This window comes from Massilia atriviolacea, assembly GCF_003953935.1.
Taxonomy (GTDB): domain Bacteria; phylum Pseudomonadota; class Gammaproteobacteria; order Burkholderiales; family Burkholderiaceae_D; genus Telluria_A; species Telluria_A atriviolacea.
The window spans coordinates 271,389-287,779 of the sequence record NZ_RXLQ01000006.1 but is presented as its reverse complement, the minus strand read 5'-3'; the positions used below and the strand labels follow the sequence as shown (position 1 = coordinate 287,779).

The following is a 16,391-nucleotide window of genomic DNA, read 5'->3' as shown; positions in this document are numbered from 1 at the left end:
GAAGGCCGGGGAATCTTACCCGATACCGGCCCGGCGCCCTATTCTTCTTCGCTCTCGGCACCCGTGATGCCAATCGCGACAAAATTGCGCTTGTCGTGTGGGGAATTGAACTGGTATTTGACATGCGTGTCGGCTTGCTCTCCGTAGACGGTGAACTCACCGGACAGCGAGTCCACAGAGACGCCTTTGCGTATCAGCTGCGGGCTACGGGTGACGCATGCAATCACACGCGAGATGTTATGCCCCATAAATTCGGTCGAGGTGTGCGTCAGCATCGACTCGCAGACCGCCCGGCCTTTCGCATCCATGGCGGAAGGTTTGCAGGACTTCGACCCGATCGGACCATTCTCAAGCTTTGTCTCTAGTACGAATGAGCGTTTTTCGCCGGCCGCGATGCCGTCGGCGAAATTGTCGATCGCCTCGCACATGGCATCTTTCCTGGCCTGCGCTGCGGCGATGGAGCAGATACCGCACAGCGCTGCGCCGGCGATCAGGATACGGAGTGGCTTCATGGTCATTCCAATAAAATCAGCCCCGCACATCTTGCGACGTGCGGGGCCGGTGATGGCGTCAGGACGGTGCTTAGAACGTCGCCTTGAGCTGCACGCCCAGGGTACGCGGTTCGTTGACGATGCCGGTCAGGTTGTCGAAGTCGATCGCGCCGACCGACTGTACCTTGTCGGTGATGTTGCGCGCGAACGCTGCCACTTCGTAGTTATCCCACTTGTAGCCCATGCGCAGGCCGCCTTCGACCAGCGACTTGGCCTTGTATTCCTTGGCTTCGTACAGGAACATATTGTAGGTGCTGCGATAAGCCCAGTCGGTGTACGCAAAGAACTCGCCATCGGCCAGCGGCACGCTGTAACGCAGGGTGAAGTTGGCCTGCCACTTCGGTGCGCGCGGCAGCGGGTTGCCGTTCAGCTTTTGGGTGTACGCGAAAGGACCCGCCACGCCGGTCGGGGTGCAACCGTTCACGCCCTTGGTGTTCGGCTCATTGCCGCAGGTTTGCACGAACAGGTCGGAGTCCTTGATTTCGGTGTCGTTGAAGCTGCCGCCGAGGGTCATGCGCAGTGCGTCAGACAGGTTGGCCTGGAAGTCCAGTTCCACACCCTGGCCGGTCACGCGGTCGGCGTTGATCAACTGGTTCATGTTGATCTGGCCCGAACCGGCGGTCAGCTGCTTGTCCTTGACGCGGTACTGGAACACGCTGGCCGACAGGCGCGCGCGGCGGTTGAACAGGTCCTGCTTGATACCGGCTTCGTACGACAGCGCTTTTTCGGCTTCGGCGAACGATGGACGGTCGGCCAGGCCGTTCAGGCGGCCCTGCATGCTCGGTGCGCGATAGCCGGTGGCGACGCGCGCGAACAGGTTGGAGTCGGGGCTGAGGGCGTAGGTACCGGACAGGTCCCAGCTGACGTTGGTCGACTCGTTGCTGATCCCGAAAGGACCGGCGGTGGTCAGTTCGACGCGCTTGGCGGCGAAGTTCTTCTTGTCGTTGGTGTAGCGCAGGCCGCCGCGCAGCTTGAACTTGTCGGACACGGTGTAGTTCAGCGAACCGAAAGCGGCCCACGATTTGGTGTCCTGGAACTGGGTCGCGAAGAACGGGTTCTGCGGATTGCCCGGCGCCAGCGAGTCGAAGCTGATGCTGTCGATCTGGATGTCTTCGTTAAAGTAGAACAGGCCGGCGATCCACTGCAGCGGACCGCTGTTGACCGACTCCGCGCGGAACTCCTGGGTGAACTGGCGGTGCTTCGGCAGCACGTCGGCCGTTTCGACCACGAAGGGAATGAACGCGGCCTGGTTGGCGTAGCTCGGGCCCATCGGCTGCGCGTACACGGCGCCGTAGCCGCCGTCGACGTCGGCGCGGCTGTAGAAGTCGGCCGACTCGTAGCCGGTGATCGAATGCAGCGTCACCCCGGCCAGGTCCAGGCGCAGGCGCATGCTGGCGCCTTCGGTGGCGAGGCGCTGTTCGTTGACGCCATCGGTGTCGTAACGGCTGTATTCGAAGCCGTCGACCAGTTCATTCGTGCCTTTTTTCAGGATATTCGCGCGGAACAGGGTCGCGCTGCCATCCATGTCGCGCGCATGCACATTGAACAGGGCGCTGAAGGCGCTGGTCGGCTTGACCAGCACCTGCAGGCGCAGCGCATCGTCGTGGTAGCCTTCGAAATTCTTGGTGCCGTTGCCCGGACGGGCGCTGTGCACGCGGTCGTCGCGGTTCTGCGACTGCACCGAGATGCGCGCGGCGACGGTGTCGCTGATCGGCAGGTTGACCGCGCCTTCCAGGTTGCGCGCGCGGTAGTTGCCGATGCCGACGGTGGCATAGCCTTCCTGCTTGCCGATGACCGGCTTGGCCGAGTCGAACTTGATCACGCCGGCCGGCGAGTTACGGCCGAACAGGGTGCCCTGCGGGCCGCGCAGCACTTCCACCTGGTCGACGTCGAACACCGGGAAGCCTTTGAGCATCGGGCTTTCCTGCACGATGTCGTCGACCACCAGGCCGACCGGCTGCGATGCGTTCAGGTCGAAATCGGTATTACCCTGGCCACGGATGTAAAAGCGCGGGAACGAACGGCCGTAGTCGGATTCGATGTTCAGGCTTGGCGAACGGCCCGACAGGAAGCGGATGTCCTGGCCGCCGGAGGTCAGCACGTCGAGCTTTTCGCCTTTGAGCGTGGTGATCGCCATCGGCACGTCCTTGATGTTCTCGGAACGGCGCTGCGCGGTCACGATGACGGTTTCCAGCTGGCCGGCCTGCGGCCTGGCTTGTTCGGCTGGCTTGTCCTGTGCCAGCGCGGCGTGCAGCGGAAAGGCGCCGGCGACTGCCAGCGCGATCAGCGAACGGGTGGCGAACTGCTTGCTCTTGATTGTCATTGTAGGTAATTCCTTAGGTCGATGAACCATTTGATGAAACCTGCGTTCCGGTTCGCATCGGCATGGACGACCCTGGCTGACGGCGCCTTGCAGCGCACAAAATGGCCCCGATCACCCTGCTGCGACTGCGTTTCCGTCCGTATTTTGTTGCTGCCTGGGCATCGTAGCATGAAAAGAATTGACCCGAAATCATGGCAAATGCGTTTTCATTTATATTTCGATCATATAAATGAGCAAGCAAAATCGTATTTGCCATACATATTCTGGCTGATGCATAGTTCTAAAGCTGTGCCTGCGCAATTTGGCGCGGCGCAATATTCCCTAGCCTTGCGCACTTCCGGGCGTAGCGAACACGGCGACGAAACCGGCTCCGCAACAGGGGCCTGGAGGAGCAGGTTCGACACGTAAAGACGCGCGATTCGACGCGTGATTTTCGCCACATAAGTTGTTGCAACAATACGACATAGTTCGCCAGGAAAATTGCCATGAACCAAGTTAGTGCATCCGCCAGCCGCCTCAAGGCCGTCGCCGGGCTGGGCCAGCAAATCTGGCTCGATAAGCTCAGCCGCGACCTGATCGCTTCAAACCAGCTGGCGCGCTGGATCGCCGACGACGGCATCCAGGGCGTGACCTCGAATCCCTCCATTTTCTACAACGCGATCCGCAGCGATGGCGCCTACCAGGCCGCGCTGCCGGCTTTGCGCGCGGCCCATGCCGATCCTGAAGCGCGCTTCGAAGCGCTGGTCCTGCCCGACGTGCAGGCCGCGTGCGACCTGTTCGCGCCCCTGTACGCCGACAGCGACGGGCGTGCGGGTTTTGTCAGCTTCGAAGTCTCGCCGCGCCTGGCGCACGATGCCGCCGGCACGCTGGCCGAGGCCCAGCGCCTGTGGGCCGCGATCGGCCGGCCGAATGCGATGATCAAGATTCCCGCCACCGAAGCGGGCATCGCGGCGCTGGAAGAAGTGATTTACGCCGGCATCAACGTGAACGTCACCCTGATTTTCAGCGCCGGACAGCTGGCCGCCGTGCGCGCCGCGCATCGCCGTGGCCTGGCGCGCCGCCTGGAAGCCACACTGTCGGTGCAGCGCATCGCCAGCGTGGCCAGTGTATTTATCAGCCGGGTCGACGCCGCCGTCGACGCCCTGCTGCCGCCGGCCGCCGCGGCCCTGCGCGGCAAGGCGGCCATCGCCGCCGCGCGCGTGGCCTACCACGAGTCCCGCAACGACAGCGGCTTCGCCATCTTCGCCGCCTTCGGCGCCACGCCGCAATGGCTGCTGTGGGCCAGCACCGGCGTCAAGGATCCGGCCATGCGCGACGTCGTCTACGTCGAAGAACTGATCGGCGCGGACACCGTCAATACCGTGCCCGATGCGACCCTGGCGGCGTTTCGCGACCATGGCCAAGCGCGCCTGTCGCTGATCGAGGACGTCGACGGGGCGCGCGCGGTACTGACGCAACTGGGCCGCCACGGCATCGAACTCGATACAATTGGTAACGACCTCTTGCGCGCCGGACTGACACAATTCGAGCAAGCACACGCCAATTTGCTGGCTTTGCTTGCTTAGTGTCGTTAAGCTTACGCATTCCTTTCGTCCCATCGCAGCCGGTGTGCCGGGTACAATATCGCTTTCCAGGAGTGAAGTCATGAAATTAAAGCAACTTAGTATCACGATCGCGGCGCTGTGCGTCGCGGCGAGCGCCGCGGCTGCCGACCCGAAATTGGGCATCGTGTACGACGCCGGCGGCAAGTTCGACAAGTCGTTCAACCAGTCCGCTTTCGAAGGCGCCGAGCGCTTCAAGAAAGAGACCAACATCAAATACATCGAGGCGCAGGCCAGCAGCGATACCCAGGCCGAGCAAGTGCTGCGCGGCCTGGCGCGCAAGAAGATGGACCTGATCGCCGCCGTCGGCTTCTCGCAGACCCAGGCCGTGCAGAAGGTCGCGCAGGAATTCCCGAACGTGCGCTTCGTGCTGATCGACGCTGTAGCCAAGGGTAACAACGTCAATTCGATCCTGTTCAAGGAAGAAGAAGGCTCCTACCTGGCCGGCGTGGCCGCCGCCATCGCATCGAAGTCGAAAAAAATCGGCTTCGTGGGCGGCATGGACATTCCGCTGATCCGCACCTTCGCCTGCGGTTACGCCCAGGGCGCGAAAGCGACCAATCCGAAAATCGAGACCATGCAGAACATGGTCGGCACCACCGCCGCGGCCTGGAACGATCCGGCCAAGGGCGGCGAGCTGGCGCGCGCGCAGTTCGACCGTGGCGTGGACGTGGTGTTCGCCGTTGCCGGCGGCAGCGGCATGGGCACCCTGCAGACGGCCAAGGAAAAAGGCAAGCTGGCCATCGGCGTCGACTCGAACCAGAACTATCTCCATCCGGGCACCATGCTGACCTCCATGGTCAAGCGCGTCGACCTGGCGATCTACGACTCCTTCATGCAGGTGAAGAACGGTACCTGGAAAGCCGGCGTCACCCACAAGGGCCTGAAGGAAGGCGGCGTCGATTGGGCGCTGGACAAGGATAACCGCGCGGTCGTCACGCCGGAAATCGAAAAACGCGTCAACGAAGCCAAGGCCAACATCGTCAGCGGCAAAGTCAAAGTGGTCGACTACCGCGTTGGCAGCAGCTGCCCGGTCTAGATTTTCCCCGCACTCCAGAAAAGCGCGCCGCGCTGGTGAGAACCAGCCCGGCGCGCTTTTGAACTCATTTACCTTTACTACTCACCACTGACCGCTATGCAGCCAGCTGTAGAATTTCGCAATATCTGCAAAGCCTTCGGGGCCGTGCAGGCGAACGCCGACGTCAGCTTCTCCATCGCCAAGGGCTCGATCCATGGCGTGATCGGCGAGAACGGCGCCGGCAAGTCGACCCTCATGAGCATCCTGTACGGCTATTACAATGCCGACAGCGGCGCCCTGCTGATCGACGGCCAGGCGCAGGACATCCGCACCAGCCAACAGGCGATCTCCCTCGGTATCGGCATGGTGCACCAGCACTTCATGCTGGTCGAGAATTTCACGGTGCTCGACAACGTCATGCTGGGCACCGAGGGCGGCTTCAAGCTGGCCGCGCACCGTGCCGCGACCGAAGCGAAGCTGCGCGAGATCTGCACCCGCTACCGCCTCGATATCGACCCGCTGGCCAGGATCGAAGACCTGTCGGTCGGCGCCCAGCAGCGCGTCGAGATCCTCAAGCAGATCTACCGCAGCGCCAACATCCTGATCCTGGACGAGCCGACCGCCGTGCTGACCGCGCAGGAAACCGCGTCGCTGTTCGAGATCCTGCGCCTGTTCAAGGAACAGGGCAAGACCATCGTCCTGATCACCCACAAGCTGGGCGAAATCATGGAGATCACCGACGAGGTGACCGTGATGCGCGCCGGGCGCGTGGTGGGCGCGGTGCAGACCGCGACCACCTCGAAGGAAGAACTGGCCAACATGATGGTGGGCCGCCCGATCGAGGGTGAACTGCCGCGCGCGCCGTACAATCCCGGCGCCCCGGTGCTGGAAGTATCCGGCCTGCAGCTGCAGGACGCCGCCGGCGTGCGCCTGCTGGCCGATATCGACTTCACCCTGCGCGCGGGCGAAATCGTGGCGATTGCCGGCGTCTCGGGCAACGGCCAGAGCGAATTGATGCAGATCCTGTCGGGCATGCGCCTGCCGAGCGGCGGCAAGGTCGCCTTCCTCGGCACCGAACTGCCCTACGCCAGACGCTCGGACGCCGACGGCTTGCCGGCCGTGTTCCGCAACCTCGGCATCGGCCACGTGCCGGAAGACCGCCTGCGCGACGGCGTGATCAAGGATTTCTCGGTCATGCAGAACACCGTGTTCGGCTACCAGGACCGGGTCTGCAACCGCTGGGGCCTGTTCGACTTCAAGGCCATCGCGGCACGCTGCGCCGGCCTGCTCAAGGCCTTCGACGTGCGTCCGGCCAATCCGGACCTGCGTATCGGCCTGCTCTCGGGCGGCAACCAGCAGAAGGTGGTGATCGCGCGCGAAGTGTCGGCCAAGCCGAAGCTGATGCTGGTCGGCCAGCCGACCCGCGGCGTGGACATCGGCACCATCGAAAGCATCCACACCCAGTTGCTCAAGATGCGCGACGAAGGCGTGGCGATCCTGCTGGTGTCGGTGGAGCTGGAAGAAGTGCGGGCGCTGGCCGACCGCATCATCGTCATGTCCGGCGGACGCATTACCGGTGAACTCAAGATTGAAGAATTCGACACTACCCGCATCGGCTTGCTGATGGGCGGGATGCACAAAACATGAAAACGACCGAACTCCCACGCTGGGCAAGCGCGTTTGTCCTGCCTGTACTGAACCTGCTATCGGCCTTGCTGGTGGCCGCGCTGGTGATCCACCTGCTCGGCGAAAGCCCGACCGAGTCGCTCGGCATCCTGATCGATTCCGCCGTCATCAATCCGGAAGGCCTGAGCTACACGCTGTTCTACGCCAGCACCTTCATCTTTACCGGCCTGTCGGTATCGATCGCCATGAAGGCCGGCCTGTTCAACATCGGCAGCGAAGGCCAGATGTACGTCGGCGGCCTGGGACTGACGGTGGTCATGCTCACGCTCGATCACTCGCTGCCGGCCTGGCTGCTGATTCCCGCCGCGATGCTGGGCAGCGCGGTGTTCGGCGCGGCATGGGCATTCTTGCCCGGCTACCTGCAGGCCAAGCGCGGCAGCCATGTGGTGGTCACGACCATCATGTTCAACTTCATCGCGGCCAGCCTGATGAACTTCATCATCGTCAAATACCTGATCCCGGAAGGCCAGCAAAATCCGGCCAGCCGCGTGTTCTCGGAAGCCGGCGCCATGCCGCGCCTGAACGAATGGTTCCCGATCCTTGGCGACACGCCGCTCAACGTCGGCTTCCTGATTGCGATCGCCGCCCTGGTCATCTACGGCGTGATGGTGTGGCGTTCGTCGTGGGGCTACAAGCTGCGCGCCACGGGCCTGAATCAAAACGCGGCGCACTACGCCGGCGTGTCGATCAGCGGCATGATTATCGTCGCGATGCTGATCTCGGGCGCCCTGGCCGGCCTGGCCGCGGTCAATTCGGTCATGGGTTCGACCCATTACCTGAGCCTGAACTTCCCGGCCGGCGCCGGTTTCATCGGCATCGCGATTGCGCTGATGGGACGCCAGCACCCGGTCGGCATCTTCCTGTCGAGCGTCTTGTTCGGTGCACTGATCCAGGGCGGCTTCGACCTGTCGCTGGAAAAACCGAACATCCCGCAAGAGACCTTCATCTTCATCCAGGGGCTGATCATCCTGTTCTGCGGCGCGATGGAAAACCTGTATGCCCCAGCTGTCCTGAAGCTGCTTAACATTCGCAAAGGATAAGCCATGTTCGAAGACCTTCATCTATCCAGCATTGTCGTCTCCACGATCCGCAATGCCCCCGTGCTGATTTTTGCCGCGATGGCCGGCCTGTTCGCCGAACGCAGCGGCGTGGTCGATATCGCCCTGGAGGGCAAGATCCTGGCCAGCGCGTTCGTCTCGGCAGCCGTCGCCTTCACCACCCAGAACGCCTGGTACGGCGTGGCTGCCGGCGTGGCCGTGTCGGCCGCCCTGGCGCTGCTGCAGGGTTACGTCAGCATCACCCAGAAGGGCAACCAGCTGGTCGGCGGGATCGCGATCAACATCGCCATGAGCGGCCTGACCTTCGTGCTGGCCCAGTTCTTCTACCAGCAGGGCGGCCGCACGCCGGACCTGGGCCAGGCGCGCCTGTTCGACATCGTCCTGCCGGGCACCGAGGCCTTGGCCGGCATTCCCTTCATCGGCTGGTTCTACGGGCATGTGATCGGCGGCCATTCGGCGCTGGTGTACCTGGCGTTCGCGCTGATCCCGCTGGTGCACTGGGTGATCTACCACAGCCGCTTCGGCCTGCGCCTGCGCGCCTGCGGCGAAAATCCGCACGCGGCCGATGCGGCCGGCGTCAGCGTCGCCACCACGCGCTACATGGCGATGCTGGTGGCGGGCATCCTGTGCTCGTTCTCGGGCGCGTACCTGGCGATCGTGCAGAGCGGCTTCTTCCTGCGCGATATGTCGGCCGGTGCCGGCTACCTGGCGCTGACCGCGCTGGTGTTCGGTAACTGGCGGCCGATGTACACGGCACTGGGCTGCATGATGTTCGGCTTTTTCAGCGCGGTGCAGATCCAGATCGAAGGCGTGGACTTGCCCGGTATCGGCCGCATTCCGGGTTCGCTGATCCAGATGGTGCCGTACGTGGTGACCGTGATCGTGCTGGCCGGGCTGATGGCCAAGTCGGTCGCGCCCAAAGCGATCGGCAAGCCGTTCGTCAAATCGCGTTGACCTCCATGGCGAAGCGTGGCCTGGCCACCTTCGCCTGTCTGCTGTTGCTGGGATTGGCGGCGCTGTTCGGCGCCGGCGAATACCTCAGTTCTCCCGCGCGGCGCGCCATCGGCGCCGCGCCTCCCGGCTTTCCCGCATCCTCCGTCGCCATTGCCAGCGCCGCCGGCCCCGTACAGGGCTGGATGGCGCGCGGCACGCCGGGCGCCGGCGTTGTCCTGCTGCTGCACGGCGTGCGCGGCAACCGCCTGCAGATGCTGGGACGGGCGCGCTTTCTCACAGGTCTTGGTTATGGCGTGCTGCTGATCGATCAGCAGGCGCACGGGGAAAGCGCGGGGAAGCGCATCGGCTTCGGAGTGCGGGAGGCCGATGGCGTGCGCGCCGCGCTGGCTTACCTCAAACGCGAACAGCCCGGCGAACGGAGTGGGGTGATCGGCATGTCGCTCGGCGCCGCCGCGCTGGTGCTATCCAGACCGGGACGCGAGATCGACGCGCTGGTGATCGAGGCGATGTATCCGACGATTGAAGAAGCCATCGAGAACCGGCTGCGCCTGCACCTGGGCAGCGCGGGTGGTGCACTGGCGCCGCTGCTGCTATGGCAACTGCCTTTGCGGCTGGACCTGACGCTGGAACAGCTACGGCCGATCGACGCGGCCGGCGCGCTGGCCTGCCCTACCCTGGTGGTGGGCGGAGAGTTCGACAAGCATACCAGCGAGCTTGAAACCCGCCGCATTTACGCGGCTGTGCCGGAACCGAAGCAGCTGTGGATTGTGCCCGGAGCGGCGCATACAGACTTTCATGGCTTCGCGACGCGCGAGTATGAAACGCGCATCGGAAATTTTATGGCCCTGCACCTCAGAGGATTTGTCCCCTCCAAACAATGACCAAGGTCGTACGACAGCAAGCCACAGTCATCCGCGAGTTGCACTCATGAGCTCCGCCCTTACTCTTCCCAAAACGGCACGAGGGCCATCTATCACTAAGCTCTCAGGGTACTTTCGAACGACCATTGCTCCCTCTCTCCAGCGTAAAAATCTCGGTAGCTTCTGGCGGTAGAAAACGGTGTCAACGGTCCGATGACTTTCAACGTAATGCATGTGTTCGAGCGCCTGGGCTACGCCTTGATCGACAGCAGCACTGTTAGAAGACACTTTGACTTGTGCGGGCAACACCATGAACACGGAGACCAGCGACCCCAACGCGACACCCAGAAATAGCTCCCAAATGGTCGCGACCTCCTTTAATTCCAAGAACAATCCACACATTATTAAAGTGGTCGATAAAACGATCACCAACCATGAACCTAGCTGGGACCAGGATTGAAAAAGAAGAATATAGCGCCAAACGGGTTTAGGATAAGAGATCCCGGAAATATTATCAGTTGTTTTTAGACTATCATGCATCGCGCTCTCTCCAACTATAGACTGATTCTAATGAACTCTGGGCAGTGAGACGCCAAAATCACACCGCCCAACAAAAACGCCGACGAAAAATCGTTCGCTTTATTTACGATTTTCGAATCACTTCTAATTTTTGGAGCGCAAATATGCCAAGGTTAGCCCCCCGCCGACAATGGCCCCTACAACGGCCCCCATAGGGCCTGCTGCGGCTCCGAAAGTTCCACCCAATCTCGCGCCGGCGAGAAATGCACCGATTTGTGCTGAGCCGGCACTTACACCGATTGTGACAACACCCTCACTAACTCTGCCACCGCCAGAAACTTCACCGATTTCATCGATTGTCAACGTTTTCATATATTCTCCAATGACCTCTGTATGCACCGGTTGCCGCTTCGGTGGCCTTGCAGACCCCAGACCCTGCCCGCTGACAAATCATAATAGGCAACTATGAATTCACGTTGATAAGGCGCAATTATTGTGATCGCTTACACATCAATGCAAAAATACACAGATCGCTGAAGAAAACCACACTATCAGGGTAACGATCCGCACAATGGATTAAATGGTGCGCAGTGCCGCCCCTGCATTAATTGACGATGATATTTTCCAGACGGAACGTGCGAAAAAAAGCACGTTGAATTCCGGAGCGCTTCCAGCTGGAAGAGAGGATACGATGCCAAAACAACGCAGTTTGCGTGAAGTGGCAACGCTTTGGGAACATATTGAAATTGGTAAATCGCAGCTAGCTGATGAATTGACGTTAGAATTCCTGACAATTCAGGCACCGTATGTCATGCAGCAGAAATCATGATCCCATAGGACTCATTCGGCGCCACACCATAGCGGTACTTGCAATACTCTTCAATCACCCGCCATGCGCGTCGACCGGCCCAAGGTCCACGCAAACGCCACCCCTGCCGACGCGCCGGACTTCTTCTTCATCAGCGGGCTGTCTTCATTGGCAGCGCCCGCATAACTCTCCAGGCGCATGAAGCCGAAGATGCGCACATCCTGGTTGATCATGCGCGAGGCGCTCGCCCCCACCCGCGTCAGCATCAACCCCGCATCGGCCTGATAGGCCGGCCGCGTGGAATTGGCATACTGCGGCTGCACTTCGTAGAAGTAGCGGTTTACCTTTTTGTCGCCGATGACCACGCCCGCGTTGGCATCGAAAGTCCACAGGCCGTCGGCGCTGCGCATCTCGTACACCACCTTCGGCTCGAAGGTGAAACCCTGCGTGCGCACGCCGGCGCGCGCTTCGATCACGGCGCGCAGCGGGATGTCGAGGCGAATCCGGCTCGACGCACTCGGCTCGGTTACGCGCACCTTCAGGCGCGGGCCGAATTCGAGCAAGGTGCCGAGGTTCGGCATGCCGGCGCGCGCAGCCACATCGTCCGACCGCGCCGGCAGCGAGGCGGCCAGGCCGACGTCGAGTTCGACCGCTTCGCGCTTGACCAGGCGCGCGCCGATGCCCGATTGATCGGCGCGGAATACCTTGCCCCGGTAGATCAGGAACGGCAGCAGCAGGCCGCGCGACGAGCGGTCGGCCGAACCGGGGTAGGCCGGCGTGGACGCAACACCGCCAAGGACGCCGGCTTCCCATAGAGGGAGCGGCTTGTTTTCGGCCGGTGCGGCGCAGGCGACGATCGGAAATGCGAGCAGGATGGCAGCGGCGAGTTTCATGTGGGAGTCCAAGGTGACATTGCGAACTTGGGTCCCCGCCTGCGCGGGGACGACGAGATAGGGGCTGGAAATAACTGACCTACGGCACTTATGGCCAAATGGTTTGCAGCAGCGACGCCAGGTTGTATCCACCTTTGATCAGCTGCGTCTTGGCCAGCGCGGAACTGGGCACCGGGTAGTTCGATCCCATCTCCAGCCCGAAGGTGTAATAGGTCTCGCCCTTGCGGTTGGTCTGCTTGCCTATGGCGCCCGGCGTCACGTCCGAATACGCCAGCTTGGACGCAGCCAGCGCATCGTCGGCCCACTGGTACGGCCAGCTGGTGGCGTCGCCCGTGTTCTTCGCCACCACCGGTTTGCTGTCGATGACCTTCTGCGCAAACTGCTCCGGCGTCCTGGTGCTGATGCGGCGCATCGCGTAGTCGACCACGGTGCTGTCCCAGTACGAGTGGAACGGCCGCGTGGTCCACTTCTGCGCGCCCGGCGGCAGCGGCTTGGCTTCGCCTTCGATCAGCTTCGCGCTCAGGGACGTCAGCTTGTCGTCGTCGAGCAGCAGGCTGTTGCCGCCGCGCGAATCGTAGATATTCAGGCTGTCGATATCCTCGTGCTTCTTCGGCACCACGAACTTGCCATCCTTGCTCACGAAGGCCGCACCCACATGCAGCGGCTGGTGAATGTCGCCGGTCATGTGCGCCACCAGCAGCAAGGCCTGGCGTTTGGTCAGCTTGTTGGGATTGAGCGCCGGGTCGGTCTTGCCCTGCAATACCGCGATGGCCTGCTTGAGCGTCTGCACGATGTCGACATCGGCCGTACCCACCGCGCCATCGTGATAGTGCTCGTTCTGGAACGGGATGTCGGTGTAGTGATACTCGTTGTGGCGCGGGTTGACCGCCGTGTAGGCGTTCATCTCGGCGGTCGGCGGCGTGTAGCCGGCGCCGCCCTTGGCGCTGTCGGCCCACACGGTGATCGATTCGAGGCTCTCGCCCGGCAGCAGCAAGGCCGCGACCTGTTTTTCCGCGTTGCTGCCCTTGATCAGTTTCTCGGCGATGGCGCCGACCGCGCGGTGCCCTTCGGCGCCCCAGGCCAGCGCGTCCACCGACACGAAGGCGGCGCCGAGCGCCAGTACACAAGCCAGTTTGTTCATCATTCATTTCCCTTGTTCGGTTTTGGATAGTCATGCTTGACGTCGATCGGCGCCGCGTACGAGGAGCTCCAGGCCTGCTCGTGCAGCGCGCCAAGGCGCTGCGCCATCTTCTCGTTGCGCAGCACGACTTCGAGGTTGCGCGACTTGTCGAAGTAGCCGCCGGCCCAGTTGCTGGTGCCGACCCAGGCCAGCTTGCCGTCGATCGTCATGGTCTTGCTGTGGATGACGCGCGCGAACGGAATCGGCCCGGTCGAGGCCACCGGCAAGGTGACGATGCGCACCTCCACGTTCGGCAGCAGCGCCAGGCTTTTCAGGTAGGCGATGCCGGGTTGGTCGGTGTTCCAGTTCGAGACCATCAGCTTGATCTTCACGCCGCGCCCAGCCGCTGCGCGCACCGCGTTGTCGATCACGCCGTAGTACGGGCGCGTGTTGTCGGGCCCGTAGCCGAGCGGGGCGTAGTCGAGCAGCTGGATCCGCACTTCGCTCTTCGCATCGGCCAGCAAGGCCGGCAGCACCGCTTCGGAATCGGCTACGCCGGGAGGATTGTAGGCCGCCGGGCTGGCGACCAGCTGCGCGGCCTGCGGCGCAACGCTGGCGGACACCGCGCGCGGCACGGCCAGCCTGGCCGCCAGCAGCGACTGCGCCTGCCAGTCGCGTTCGAACACGGCCTGCACCTGCGCCACCATGGCCGCATCGGTGATCAACAGGCCGGTCTCGTGGATGTGGGTGAACGCGCGCCAGTCGAAGTTCTGGCTGCCGATAAACGCCGCCTTCCTGTCCACCGCGAGGTACTTGGCGTGGATGATGCCGGTGCCGGTCAACTGCGCGTAATCGAGCACGCGCATCTCCAGATTCGGGATCTTGCGCAGCCGCTCCAGGGTGCCCGGATCGGACAGGCCGATGCCCTTCTTGTCGAGCAGGAAGCGGATCTTCACGCCGCGCGCGCCGGCCGCCTCCAGCCGTTCCACCACCTTGTCGAACGGGGTGCCGGCCTTGCTGATGGCGTAGAACTGGCCGATCGCGATCTCGCTGCGCGCTTCGTCGAACAATTGGGTCCACACTGCGGCGCTGCTGCGCAGGTCGGGGTTGACGAGCGTGGTTTCCACCGGCGCCGTGTGCACCAGTTCATAGCCGGGAATCGAAAATCCGGCCTGCGCCTGCGGTCCCAGGACCAGCGCAAGCAGTGCGGCGAGGCCGCGCCGAAGGGACATCATTGCGCCGTCCCGATGCGGCCCGGCGGCGTTTCGGCGCCCGCCGGTTTGCCCGCCTTGTCCTGCTGGATCAGGAACTGCACCACGGCGTCGATATCGCGGATCTGCGTATCGCGCTTGTTGGTCGCGGCGGCGAACGCCGGGAAGCTGTCGCCGCCTTCGGCCAGGAAGTTATTGCCAGCCACGCGGTACACGCCGGCGTCGTCGAGCACCTTGCCGTTCAGGGTAACGCTGTCGTGGATCACGCGCTGGCCCTTCGGCGCGGCCGGGTTCCAGCGGTAGCTGAAGCCGTCCGACACCTGCAGCACCGAGACCACGCTGGCCTTCGGGCGCGCCCACTGCTGTTCCAGCAGCGCGCGGATCTGGGCGCCTGTCATGTCCATGGCGACGATGGTGTTCCCGAACGGGAGCACGATCTGCACGTCGCCGTAGGTGGCGGTGAGACTGGCGCCGACGTCGAGGTCCTGGCGCATGCCGCCCATGTTCATGAAGCCGATCTGCACGCCCTGCGATCTGGTGGCGGCCAGCACGGCATCGGCGATCACGCCGCCAAGCACGGTTTCGCCGGCCGCGCTTTCCTTCTTGTCGATCGAGCGCACGGCCACGCGCGCCACCGGCCGCGCCAGCGCCGCCTCGCTGCGTTCCTTCGCCAGCTTCAGGTAGGCCGACACGCGTTCGTCGGGCGGATACTGGCCCGGTTTCATGATCACGTTGCGCACCGCGATGTCGCGCACCGCGCCGCTGGCCGGATCGACCATCATCTTGATGCGCGACAGGACATGGCCGCCCATCTCGCCCTGGGTCACCACGCGTCCGTCGACCTTGCACTGGAAGCCCGTATGCGAATGGCCGCTGACGATCACGCGAATGGCCGGATCGAGCTTTTTGACGATATCGACCACCGGCCCTTTGAGGGCGCTGCAATCGGGTTTGTCGAACGGCTCCGGCGTGTGTCCGCCTTCGTGGATCAGCACCACGAAGACCTGTGCGCCCTCGGCGCGCATGGCCGGCAGCACGCGGTTGATGGCGCTCGCCTCGTCTTCGAACGTCAATCCGACGATGCCCGAAGCCAGCACCACCGAAGCGGTGTTGCGCAGCACGGCGCCGATCAGGCCGACCTTGACGCCCTTGACGTCTTCGATCCGGTAGGCCGGCAGGAAGGGCTTGCCGGTGGCGTCGTCGATCACGTTGGCGGCCAGATAGGTAAAGCCGGCGCCACGGAAGTCGGGCGCGAACTGGCAAGCCTTTTGCGGACGGATCGAGTCGCAGCCGCCGCGCTGCTGGCGCAGCAGTTCGGCGCGGCCGTTATCGAATTCGTGATTGCCGACCGACGAAATGCGCATGCCGGCCATGGTCAGCGCCTCCAGCGCCGGCTCGTCCGCCCACATCGACGACATGGCCGGCGAGGCGCCAATCAGGTCGCCGGCGCCGACGAACAGCAGGTCCTTGTCTTCGCGGCGCCAGGCCTGGACGGCGGCGGCGATGGTGTCCACGCCGCCGGCCTGCACGGTCTGCTGGCCGCTGGCGTGGATGCTGGTGTACTGGAATTTGGTGGAATCGAGATGGCCGTGGAAGTCGTTCAGGGCTACCAGGTTGATCTCGATCGGGGCCGTCGGGCGCGTGGCGCAGCCCGCCGACAGGAAGGCCGCGGCGAGCGCGGCGCAGAGGGGCCTTGAGAATAGTTTCATGGACAGTAGGATAACCGAAGAGCGCATGCCGCAGCGGACGCCATGCCCTCCGAAATGTAGCGGGAATGTATCGCGCGGGA

At 63.1% G+C, this 16,391-nt stretch carries 13 protein-coding genes; 7 read left to right on the top strand and 6 right to left on the bottom strand.

Annotated features, from left to right (window positions below):
- Nucleotides 1–38: 38 nt before the first annotated feature.
- Nucleotides 39–512 carry a hypothetical protein gene (locus tag EJB06_RS13595; RefSeq protein ID WP_126074558.1) on the bottom strand — a complete coding sequence of 158 codons (474 nt, stop codon included), beginning with the start codon at nucleotides 510–512 and terminating at the stop codon, nucleotides 39–41.
- A 70-nt stretch (nucleotides 513–582) separates the two neighbouring features.
- Nucleotides 583–2,874, bottom strand: a complete 2,292-nt coding sequence (locus EJB06_RS13590; RefSeq protein WP_126074557.1) for a TonB-dependent receptor — start codon at nucleotides 2,872–2,874, stop codon at nucleotides 583–585.
- A 485-nt stretch (nucleotides 2,875–3,359) separates the two neighbouring features.
- Between EJB06_RS13590 and tal the strand changes: the two genes are divergently transcribed.
- The 7 genes from tal to EJB06_RS13555 all read left to right on the top strand — a co-directional run bounded on the left by tal (nucleotide 3,360) and on the right by EJB06_RS13555 (nucleotide 11,399).
- Complete coding sequence (gene tal, locus EJB06_RS13585) at nucleotides 3,360–4,439, top strand: transaldolase (protein ID WP_126074556.1); 1,080 nt, start codon at nucleotides 3,360–3,362, stop codon at nucleotides 4,437–4,439.
- Nucleotides 4,440–4,518: 79 nt separating this feature from the next.
- Entirely contained in the window at nucleotides 4,519–5,514 is a 996-nt protein-coding gene (locus EJB06_RS13580; protein WP_126074555.1) for a BMP family lipoprotein, read from the top strand.
- Nucleotides 5,515–5,610: 96 nt separating this feature from the next.
- Nucleotides 5,611–7,140 (top strand): ABC transporter ATP-binding protein, encoded by a 1,530-nt coding sequence (locus tag EJB06_RS13575; RefSeq protein ID WP_126074554.1) that lies wholly within the window; start codon nucleotides 5,611–5,613, stop codon nucleotides 7,138–7,140.
- Complete coding sequence (locus EJB06_RS13570) at nucleotides 7,137–8,219, top strand: ABC transporter permease (protein WP_126074553.1); 1,083 nt, start codon at nucleotides 7,137–7,139, stop codon at nucleotides 8,217–8,219. Before EJB06_RS13575 ends, EJB06_RS13570 begins: the two co-directional genes overlap by 4 nt.
- Before the next feature lie 3 nt (nucleotides 8,220–8,222).
- A complete protein-coding gene (locus tag EJB06_RS13565) occupies nucleotides 8,223–9,191 on the top strand; it encodes an ABC transporter permease (protein ID WP_099874492.1) in 969 nt (322 codons plus the stop codon).
- 5 nt (nucleotides 9,192–9,196) lie between these two features.
- Nucleotides 9,197–10,072: an alpha/beta hydrolase gene (locus EJB06_RS13560; protein ID WP_126074552.1), complete on the top strand. Its 876-nt coding sequence runs from the start codon at nucleotides 9,197–9,199 to the stop codon at nucleotides 10,070–10,072.
- Nucleotides 10,073–11,150: 1,078 nt separating this feature from the next.
- Entirely contained in the window at nucleotides 11,151–11,399 is a 249-nt protein-coding gene (locus EJB06_RS13555; protein ID WP_126074551.1) for a hypothetical protein, read from the top strand.
- A gap of 50 nt (nucleotides 11,400–11,449) precedes the next feature.
- On the opposite strand, the gene EJB06_RS13550 is transcribed toward EJB06_RS13555, so the two are convergent.
- From EJB06_RS13550 to EJB06_RS13535, 4 genes are all read right to left on the bottom strand, one after another.
- A complete protein-coding gene (locus EJB06_RS13550) occupies nucleotides 11,450–12,271 on the bottom strand; it encodes a MipA/OmpV family protein (protein WP_126074550.1) in 822 nt (273 codons plus the stop codon).
- Nucleotides 12,272–12,359: 88 nt separating this feature from the next.
- On the bottom strand, nucleotides 12,360–13,412 hold the full coding sequence (locus EJB06_RS13545) for a S1/P1 nuclease (protein WP_126074549.1): 1,053 nt from the start codon (nucleotides 13,410–13,412) through the stop codon (nucleotides 12,360–12,362).
- Nucleotides 13,412–14,626 carry a phospholipase D-like domain-containing protein gene (locus EJB06_RS13540; RefSeq protein WP_126074548.1) on the bottom strand — a complete coding sequence of 405 codons (1,215 nt, stop codon included), beginning with the start codon at nucleotides 14,624–14,626 and terminating at the stop codon, nucleotides 13,412–13,414. The genes EJB06_RS13545 and EJB06_RS13540 overlap by 1 nt, the downstream gene beginning before the upstream one ends.
- On the bottom strand, nucleotides 14,623–16,311 hold the full coding sequence (locus EJB06_RS13535) for a bifunctional metallophosphatase/5'-nucleotidase (protein ID WP_126074547.1): 1,689 nt from the start codon (nucleotides 16,309–16,311) through the stop codon (nucleotides 14,623–14,625). The genes EJB06_RS13540 and EJB06_RS13535 overlap by 4 nt, the downstream gene beginning before the upstream one ends.
- Between the last annotated feature and the right edge of the window lie 80 nt (nucleotides 16,312–16,391).